Raw genomic sequence first — 8,217 nt, forward strand, 5'->3', positions numbered from 1 at the left:
GTAAACAAATAGATCAATCCAATATTCCCTACAAAAGGCACATTAAAGATCACCTTGGCGATAATAAGCCCCACAGTTAGAATTATCATTCCAAGCACCCAGAAAGGAAATAATTTCCCAATAATAAACTGGTGTTTTTTAATAGGCGTTACGTTTATTTGCTCGAGAGTTCCTATCTCCTTTTCCCTTACAATATTCATCCCCGAAAGGAACAGGGTAAGCATAGTAACCAGTAGCACCAGGATCCCCGGCACCATGAAGGTCTTGTAATTCAGGGTTTCATTGTACCAAAAAGAGGGAATGGTAAGAATATTCATTTGCTTTAGCATTTGATCTTCCGGCTGCATCATTTCTACGGAAATCTTCCTGTTGTAATCTCCCACGATCTGGTTAAGATATACGTTTTCTACTCCGGCTTTGGCAGCATCTATCGCATTGAGGTAAACCGCCAACGAATTTTTCTTATCCCTAACAAGGTCGCGCTCAAAATACCGGGGAATCTCCAGAACAACATCAACTTCCCCTTTTTTTAAGGCATTGTCAGCATACTTTTTAGTCGGATACATTCCTAAGACTGAAAAATATTCAGAAGCTTCGAATTTACTGATGAGTTCCCTGGAAACTGAAGTCTGATCGTGATCTATATAAGACAGACGAATATCATTAACCTCAAAGGTGGCTGCATTTGAAAGGATAATTAACTGCAGTAAGGGCATGATGAAGATGATAGGCAACATCCCCCTGTTCCGCATGATCTGCTTGAACTCTTTCTGAACTATGTATTTTATAGTTTTCATTTTTTTCCTCCCCTTTTTTATTCCAATCTGATCTTATATTTTTTCACACTTATCCCAATAAACACCAGAGCCATAGCGATAAGGATAAGCGTCTCTTTCCACAGGAATGCAATTCCCACTCCTTTGAGCATTATCCCTTTTAATATTATGATAAACCACTTGGCAGGGATAATATGACTAAGTACCTGAAGTGGCATAGGCATACTCGAGATTGGGAAAATAAATCCTGATAACAGAATTACCGGAAGCATCAATCCCATCAGGGACATCATAAGAGCAGCCTGCTGAGTTGCTGCAATGGTAGAAATAAGAACTCCCAGACTTAGTGCAGTAATGATAAACAGCACACTTTCCAAAGCCAGGAGGATAAGGCTACCTTCCACAGGCACCTGAAATACTAAGAACCCAAGCAGTAAAATAACAATTGCATTAATCACCGATAGGAAAATATATGGAAACACCTTCCCGATTACTACCTGAAAAGGTTTAAGTGGGGACACCAGAAGAATTTCCATAGTCCCCTGTTCTTTCTCCCGGGTAATTGAAATTGAAGTCATCATTGCCGAAACCAGCATCAAAATTACCGTCATCACTCCGGGAACGAAGTTGAAAACACTTTTCAATTCCGGGTTATAAAACATCTGGGATCTTACTTCCAGTTTATAAGGTGCTTCCTTTTGCAGGTTAATTTCCCCACTGTGATGCTGAAGAATAGATTGCACGTAATTACTGATGGTATTAGCCGTGTTAGGATCGGTAGCATCTGTTATGACCTGTACATTTGCCTGATTTAAAACCTGAAGGTTATTTGCAAAATCTTTTTCAAAAACAAGCACCGCTTTCACTTTCCCTTCCTGGAAGACCTCCTCGATCTCCTTTTCACTGCGCACTTCACTTTCAATATTAAAATACGGAGAGGCATTGAGCTTGCTGATGATGGTTTCGGTTTCAGAATCGGCAGACTTATCCAGAATAGCTATTTCTACGTTATTTATTTCGTTGGTAATAGCGAATCCAAAAAGGAGAATCTGAACTATGGGCATTCCAAAAAGTATAACCATAGAGCGTTTATCACGAAAAATGTGATAGAACTCCTTATTCACAAAACCCTTAAATCGTTTAAACATTTTTAATTTCGAATTAGCTTCATTCAACGTTTCTTGCCAGCTTCAGAAATACTCCGTTCATAGAATCGGTTTTAAAACTTTGCTTCAGTTTTTTGGGCGTATCCAGGGCTTCTATTTTTCCTTCTACCATAATTGAAACCCTGTCACAATATTCGGCTTCATCCATATAATGGGTGGTCACAAAAATTGTGGTGCCTTTATGGGCTTCAGCATAAATAAGTTCCCAAAACTGTCGGCGGGTTATGGGATCTACCCCGCCGGTAGGTTCATCCAAAAAAACGATTTGAGGCTCGTGTAACAGGGAAACCATAAAAGCGAGTTTCTGTTTCCAGCCCAAAGGCAAAGAGCCCACTAAAGAATCGGCTACCTCCTGTAATTGAAGTTCCTCAATCAACTTAGCGGTCTTTTCTTTTATATGTTTCCTGCTTAAACCATAGATTCCGCCAAAGAATTTGATGTTTTCTCTTATCGTAAGATCATCATACATAGAAAACTTCTGACTCATATAGCCAATGTTTTTCTTAACCTCATCGGCCTGGCGGTGCACATCAAAATCACTCACCATAGCATCACCCGAAGTAGGATTAGAAATCCCGATAAGCATTTTCATTGCTGTGGTCTTACCTGCTCCGTTAGCTCCGAGGAATCCAAAGATCTCTCCTTTAAAAACATCAAAAGAAATGCTGTTAACCGCGGTGAAATCCCCAAACTTCTTGGTGAGCTCCTTAACTTCTATAACTTTTTCCTTTTCCATAATTTTAAGTTTCTGAAGTTGAAGCGAGGTCCATAAACACATCTTCTACACTGGCTTTGGTAGGATGAATCTCCAGTTCTTCGTGTTTCTTTTCACGTAGATATTCCTCAAGTTTTTGCTGCTCGAAAGTTTCTTCTGAGGAGGTGAAATGTATGTATTCCCCAAAAGCAAAGACGCTCTCACTCCCCGGAAAATCCTTTAGATCCTGAATTAACCTGTAAGTCTCATTTGAACGTACATTATAGATCTGTTTATGGTGATTTTCGATTATATTTTCAGGAGTATCCACCTTCAATATCTTTCCTCTCTGAATTAATGCAATCCTGTCGCATAGCTCAGCTTCATCCATATAAGGAGTGGAAACAAGAATGCTAATCCCCTTTTCGCGTAATCGTTTCAGCATTTCCCAGAATTCTTTTCGGGAAACCGGATCAACTCCCGTGGTAGGTTCATCAAGGAAAAGCACTTTAGGTTTATGAATCAAAGCACAGCTCAAAGCCAGCTTTTGCTTCATCCCTCCTGAAAGTTTTCCAGCCCGTCGATCTTTAAAGGGTTCTATTTGTATGTAAATATCCTTTATCAGGTCGTAATTCTCCTCTATGGTGGTACCGAAGATTGTTGCAAAAAAATTAAGGTTTTCTTCTACGCTTAGATCCTGGTATAATGAAAATTTCCCAGGCATATAGCCAACAGAATTGCGAATACTTTTATAATCCTTCACTACATCGTAACCGGCCACAGTCGCCGTGCCTTCATCGGCAAATAGCAAGGTGGTGAGTATCCTGAAAAGCGTAGTTTTCCCGGCCCCATCGGGACCAATGAGTCCAAAAAGTTCGCCTTGATTTATCTCCAGAGAAACATCGTCAAGAGCTTTTAGCTTTTTATAGGATTTGCTGATATTTTTGATACTTATACTCATCTCAGGTTTATTCCAACCACATTTCTGCCGGCATTCCTATTTTCAGGCTACCGTCATTTTTCACTATAACCTTAACTGCATAGACGAGGTTAACCCGTTCTTCTTTAGTCTGAATGATCTTCGGAGTAAATTCTGCCGAAGAGGAAATCCAGCTTACTTTTCCAGGGAAGGTTTTCATACCATCGGCTGCATCTATCTTTACATTTACTTCCTCTCCTATTTCCAATTCAGAAAGCTGGGTCTCACTGATAAAAACCCGTAAAGTCATTTCGTCCAGATCGGCTATTTTATAGATAGGCCGGCCAAAAGCAGTGATCTCGCCGGGTTCTGCATATTTAGAAAGCACCGTTCCTTTTACCGGGTTTATAATTTTACTTTTTTCTATCTGGTCTTCGATTTTCGCAATCTGTACATCCAGGGTTTCCAATTCATTTAAAATAGGAGCATTCTGGGTTCGCACGCTTCTGATTTGTTGCTGCAAAACGCTCACCTTTCCTTCAACATCATCCAGTTGTCTTTTGGTAGCTGCCTCTTCCTCATACATTCTGCTTATTCTTTCCTTCTCATTTTTAGCCGTTTTGAGTTGCTCCTCCAGCACTCCAATTTGAGAAAGCACATTCCGGGATTTGGAAGAGACAGATCTTTTAGAAGCTCTCAGTTGCTCCTTGCTGTAATGCGATTGCAGGGTGTCTATTATGCCCACTAACTCACCTTTTCCAAGGGGATCACCTTCTTCCAGGTTCAGGTACTCTATTTTTCCGTTAGCCTCAGCAGAAACAGTGATTTCGGTGGCTTCAAAATTCCCGTAACCATCAGCTTTCTCATCATCGCTACAGGAAACAAGGCCTCCAAAAAGCAAGACCTGAGTAATTATGATACTTATTCTTTTCATTATTTCTGATTTCTGAATTGAGTTATTAATTGCCTTTTGCTATTCTGAAATTGGCCCGGGCAAGGGCAAGCTGAATTTCGTGTACTTTCTGATCAATTTTCGATTCAAAGAGTTTATTGAATTCGGTGAGATATTCTGAAGAAGTGATCACTCCGTTTCTCAATTGCGATCCTGAAGCTTTAATTACTTTTTCCCTTAAAGCAAGGATCTCATTATCGGTTGCGATCGTTTGCTCCATTTTCAGAATTTCATTTTTAGCTTCCTGTAATTCCATATTGTTATTGACCAAAAAGCTTTCTTTTTCGGTTTCAATAATATCCTGAGAAATATCCAGAGCCTTTTTAGCCTCTTTATTCTTTCCCCAATCAAAAACATTCCAACTGGCTCTTAAACCCACCATATAAAAATCCTGGAAGGAATTATCAAGCATATTTAAACCCGGATTTCCATAACCTGCCTGGGCAAATCCCGAAAGACTCGGAGTCGTGGATTTAGAGAGCACTTCTTTTGAAGCCTCCAACTGCTGCTTCTTCAGGTCAAAAAGTTCTAATTCCGGTCGGTTGTTTTCGGTTAATTCTATCTCCTGGGTGTATGGTTTTTCAAGAATGACACTCTCATCTATTTCGGTAGATAACAAAGTCGCGAGATTTTCACGGAGTTTATTTCTGTCGGCCCGTACCTGAATAAGTTGCTGATCAATTTTTAGAAGCTCAGCTTTCAAAACATCTGCTGAAGAAGCCAGCACGGCTCCATACTTCACTCCGGTTTCAACCTCCTGAATTTGTGATTCCACTTGTTCCTGTTTAGACAGCAAAAGCGCTTCCTGCTCCTGTAATAAAAGCACAGAAAAATACAACTGATTAATCCGGCCTTTTAACTGATATAAGTTTACAGCAACTTCCTGCTGACTCGTTTTTAATTCGGCTTCCTTTAATGCCGATCTTGCGTCGATGCTCCCTCCCTTATAAATTAGCTGGTTCACATCCAGAGTAGCCCTGTATTGGTCATTATTTGGTGTTTCCATTGTTGTGTTAGGAAGCTGGAAGGGAAAAGAAATCACCTCAGACTGATAATGCGCCTGGGCATTAAGATCTATCCTGGGCAGTTTATCTTTCTGAATCTCCGAAACTTCAGCTTCGGTTTTATTACCCAACAGCTCTCCTTGTCTGGCCAGAGGATAGTTTCTTTCTGCCAACTCATAACTTTCCTCCAGGCTCAGAACCTGCTGGGCTTCCATCGAAAAGGTCATCAGAAAAATAATAATTACACTTAAAAATCTCATTTCTAAAGTCTTATTGAATTGATAATAAATTCGGCAACTTCTGTTTTTCTTTGATCCATTAAAGCACGATATTCTTTATCGTTAACATTCAGAAAACCTTTAAATAAAGGCGCCGCAATAAAAGGCAGGATATTCAACGACATAATATTGATAAACAGTTGTTCCCCACTAATAGGTTTAATTACACCCCGGTTTACATTGTCTTCAACCTGTAATTTGAATTTCTCAATATTCGGAAAATCCTTGTCTGCTCTCAGACGCTCAATAAAATCAGGGTTTTTGTTCAGCTCCTGAATAATAAAATTGGGTAGGTAAGGGTGCTTAATTACAAAAGATATATAGCTGTTGGTAAAGCCTCTGATCTTATCAAAAAGGTCAGTATCCTCATCCAGAATTTTTTTTAATTGGGGAGCTAGTAGCTTGAAGGCATTCTTAAATACGGCCTCAAATAGCATCTGTTTGCTGCGGAAATAATAATGCAACATCGCTTTGTTAATTCCGGCTTTATCAGCTATTTCCTGCATCCTGCTCCCTGCCATTCCCTTCTGTTGAAAGACTGTTTTTGCTGCCTCCAGGATCTCTGCTTCGGTATTTTCTTGTTTAGCTGTCATATTAACTGTTCGGTTTAACCATTTGGTTAACAAAGATAAATTGAAAACTCCAAGAATATGCTATACAGAATGTTAAAATTTTTTGGCCGAAAAATGAATCCTAGAAACTTTTTTAAAACGACATTGAAATAAAACAAAACCGCCTCCATTCCTGGAGGCGGTTTCTAACCTAAAAAACCTAATTAATATGAGAAAAGATTAATCGGAAGTTAAAACTAACTCCTGTCATATTCTCCTCCTTGCAAAATTCAGGATCCCTCCTAAATTGCTCTTTCAACCGGCAACACAACCACCCTTATAGGGTTATCGGTTTCCAGGTGTTTATTATATTCTTCTACCAGCTTAAAAAACTTGTCTATCTTTTTATTTTTAGTAAAAGAGAAATACAATAGCGATTCACTCCCTCCCTTTTCACTGGGAAACCAGCTTTGGGTTGCTATTAGCGAATCGTTACTTTTATAGCCGTCTATCTCAGAAGTACTAAAGGCCTCAATACCTGACTCTTTAAAAAGTTTCAGCACCTCTTTCTGGTATTCGGCCACTGTAGTTACTATTAATAATTTCATTTTTCTATTTGTTTTATATCAGTATTTAAAAAACACTGCGGTTAAGCTTCAATTTCTTTTCTTTCGTCCTCCTCAATCTCGACTCTTCTGGCGGTTTGTTTTTCTTCAGGATACTTTTTTCTTACGAGCAGGTAGTATACCACCGGAACTACAAGCAACGTAAGGAAAGTGGAACCGATGGTTCCTCCCATTAAAGAAATTGCCAGTCCCTGGAAAATAGGGTCGAAAAGAATCACAAAGGCACCAATTACTACCGTTCCTGCAGTTAACAGAATTGGCGTAGTTCTCACTGCCCCGGCTTCAATGATAGCCTGTTTTAGAGGAATTCCATCTTCCAGCCTTAAATTCACAAAGTCTATGAGCAAGACGGAGTTCCGCACCATAATTCCCGCGAGAGCAATCATCCCGATAAAAGAAGTTGCGGTAAAAAAAGCTCCCATAACCCAGTGACCAAGTACAATTCCTATCATAGAAAGGGGAATGGCCACCATCATCACAATCGGGGTTTTAAAGTCCTGGAACCAACCAACTATCAACATATAAATGATAATGATGACTCCTAGAAATGCAATTCCAAGATCCCTGAATACTTCCAGGGTGATTTGCCATTCTCCATCCCATTTTACCGTATAATCGTCTTCTTTTTCAGGTTGTCCCAAATACATTTCATTCATAGAGTAGCCGGCCGGCAATGGAATCTCCTTTAATTTCTCTTCCATACCAAGGATGGCATAAACCGGACTTTCCAGGGTTCCAGCCATATCTCCAAGCACATAGACCACGCGTTTCTGATTCTTGCGGTAAATACTTTTATCTAAAGTGCTCTCTTTTATATTAACCAGATCTCCAACCGATACCATATTTCCTTGCGCAGATACGATCTCCAGTTGCGCTATTGCTTCGGGACTCGCTTTTTCCTGCTCCTCAAGGGCCAGCTGAATTCCAACTCTTTCGGTAGCATCCTCATCGTAAAGATGCGTCACCGCTTTATCTCCTAAAGCTGAGTTTAAGGTGTAAACAATTTGTTGCGGAGCTACACCATAACGCATAGCCTTCTCGCGATCAATTTCGTAAACAAATTCGGTTTGATCGGCTTCTACCATCCAGTCTACATCTACAACATCGGTGGTGTTCTTCAGTATATTCTGAACATCATTGGCTACCTCGATCTGCTTTTCATAGTCGGGACCATAGATTTCAGCAACTATAGTTGAAAGCACCGGTGGTCCCGGTGGAACCTCAACGATCTTCACATTGGCATCATATTTT

Annotated in this window: 9 protein-coding genes; all 9 read right to left on the reverse strand. The window is 40.0% G+C overall.

The window, feature by feature from the left end; all coding sequences use genetic code 11:
* Window positions 1-797 (reverse strand): ABC transporter permease (locus tag ACESK1_RS10800; protein WP_372920193.1); only part of this gene is annotated, 797 nt, incomplete at its 3' end.
* Between the two features lie 17 nt (window positions 798-814).
* Window positions 815-1,924: an ABC transporter permease gene (locus ACESK1_RS10805; protein WP_372920194.1), complete on the reverse strand. Its 1,110-nt coding sequence runs from the start codon at window positions 1,922-1,924 to the stop codon at window positions 815-817.
* A gap of 19 nt (window positions 1,925-1,943) precedes the next feature.
* On the reverse strand, window positions 1,944-2,678 hold the full coding sequence (locus ACESK1_RS10810; protein WP_372920195.1) for an ABC transporter ATP-binding protein: 735 nt from the start codon (window positions 2,676-2,678) through the stop codon (window positions 1,944-1,946).
* Between the two features lie 4 nt (window positions 2,679-2,682).
* On the reverse strand, window positions 2,683-3,597 hold the full coding sequence (locus ACESK1_RS10815) for an ABC transporter ATP-binding protein (protein WP_372920196.1): 915 nt from the start codon (window positions 3,595-3,597) through the stop codon (window positions 2,683-2,685).
* Between the two features lie 7 nt (window positions 3,598-3,604).
* Entirely contained in the window at window positions 3,605-4,489 is an 885-nt protein-coding gene (locus ACESK1_RS10820; protein ID WP_372920197.1) for an HlyD family secretion protein, read from the reverse strand.
* A gap of 25 nt (window positions 4,490-4,514) precedes the next feature.
* Window positions 4,515-5,771: a TolC family protein gene (locus ACESK1_RS10825; protein WP_372920198.1), complete on the reverse strand. Its 1,257-nt coding sequence runs from the start codon at window positions 5,769-5,771 to the stop codon at window positions 4,515-4,517.
* Window positions 5,772-5,773: 2 nt separating this feature from the next.
* A complete protein-coding gene (locus ACESK1_RS10830; RefSeq protein WP_372920199.1) occupies window positions 5,774-6,382 on the reverse strand; it encodes a TetR/AcrR family transcriptional regulator in 609 nt (202 codons plus the stop codon).
* Window positions 6,383-6,642: 260 nt separating this feature from the next.
* Window positions 6,643-6,948, reverse strand: coding sequence for a hypothetical protein (locus tag ACESK1_RS10835; protein WP_372920200.1), 306 nt, complete (start codon window positions 6,946-6,948; stop codon window positions 6,643-6,645).
* Between the two features lie 41 nt (window positions 6,949-6,989).
* The coding region (locus tag ACESK1_RS10840) for an efflux RND transporter permease subunit (protein ID WP_372920201.1) at window positions 6,990-8,217 on the reverse strand (1,228 nt) is incomplete at its 5' end.

Origin of the sequence: Salegentibacter sp. (assembly GCF_041642575.1) — a bacterium.
Lineage (GTDB): Bacteria > Bacteroidota > Bacteroidia > Flavobacteriales > Flavobacteriaceae > Salegentibacter.